This window comes from Salinisphaera sp. G21_0, assembly GCF_017744115.1.
Lineage (GTDB): Bacteria > Pseudomonadota > Gammaproteobacteria > Pseudomonadales > Endozoicomonadaceae > Endozoicomonas.
Map to the genome: position 1 here is coordinate 1 of NZ_JAGHQW010000272.1, position 552 is coordinate 552.

1 protein-coding gene is annotated in these 552 nt (G+C 56.3%); it reads left to right on the forward strand.

Going from position 1 to position 552, the window contains the following annotated elements; translation table 11 throughout:
• The coding region (locus J7439_RS26025; protein WP_209204960.1) for a hypothetical protein at positions 1-552 on the forward strand (552 nt) is incomplete at both ends.

The window sequence follows — 552 nt, forward strand, 5'->3', positions numbered from 1 at the left end:
AGATCAGGACGTGAAGGCTTTCCTGACGCTGCCCTGCTTGAAAGAGGGCTGGCAGGAGGGCAAAGACGAGGACGTTAAGGGCAAACCGCTCGACCGGGCACTGGTCACCAATATTTCCTCCATGTGTCATGTCAAAGGCTTACCGAAAGATAAGGACGTGAAGGCCTTCCTGACCCTGCCCTGCCTGAAAGAGGGCTGGCAGGAGGGCAAAGACGAGGACGTTAAGGGCAAACCGCTCGACCGGGCACTGGTCACCAATATCTCCTCCATGTGTTCCTCTAAAGGCTTACCGAAAGATAAGGACGTGAAGGCCTTCCTGACCCTGCCCTGCTTGAAAGAGGGCTGGCAGGAGGGCAAAGACGAAGACGTTAAGGGCAAACCGCCCGACCGGGCACTGGTCACCAATATTTCCTCCATGTGTAATAGCAAAGGCTTACCGAAAGATAAGGACGTGAAGGCCTTCCTGACCCTGCCCTGCTTGAAAGAGGGCTGGCAGGAGGGCAAAGACGGGGACGTTAAGGGCAAACCGCTCGACCGGGCACTGGTCACCAA